Origin of the sequence: Flagellimonas lutimaris (assembly GCF_003581615.1) — a bacterium.
Taxonomy (GTDB): Bacteria; Bacteroidota; Bacteroidia; order Flavobacteriales; family Flavobacteriaceae; genus Flagellimonas; species Flagellimonas lutimaris.
In genome coordinates this window covers 1-289 of sequence record NZ_QXFH01000044.1, presented here as the reverse complement: position 1 = coordinate 289, position 289 = coordinate 1, and the positions used below count along the sequence as shown (strand labels likewise).

At 49.8% G+C, this 289-nt stretch carries 1 protein-coding gene; it reads right to left on the bottom strand.

Annotation, left to right across the window (positions count from 1 at the left end; all coding sequences use genetic code 11):
• Positions 1–28: 28 nt before the first annotated feature.
• Positions 29–289, bottom strand: a 261-nt coding sequence (locus D2V08_RS18215) for a chlorophyll a/b-binding protein (protein ID WP_147374034.1), incomplete at its 5' end; no start/stop codon positions are given.

Sequence of the window (289 nt, the reverse complement as noted above, 5' to 3'; positions counted from 1 at the left end):
ACTTGTGCTGTCGACTTTGTTGCTTCTCTTACTTAGGGCTGAAAGTAGCAAATATGGTGGCATGACCAGGATCAGCAAGGTGAGCGAAGAGGTTATCAATGGGTCCTGTTCCAGTGTAGATATGTTGGAACCATGCTCCCATGACTGCCAACATTGCCAGCCTTCCATTCTTGATTTCCTTTGTTCTCAACTCCTTGATTTTGGCTGGTGATCCGGACCCCCACCCGAGTGGGTCGAACCACAGCCCACCAGGGTAGCCAACATCTGTTCCAGTAAGCTTGTTGTTGGG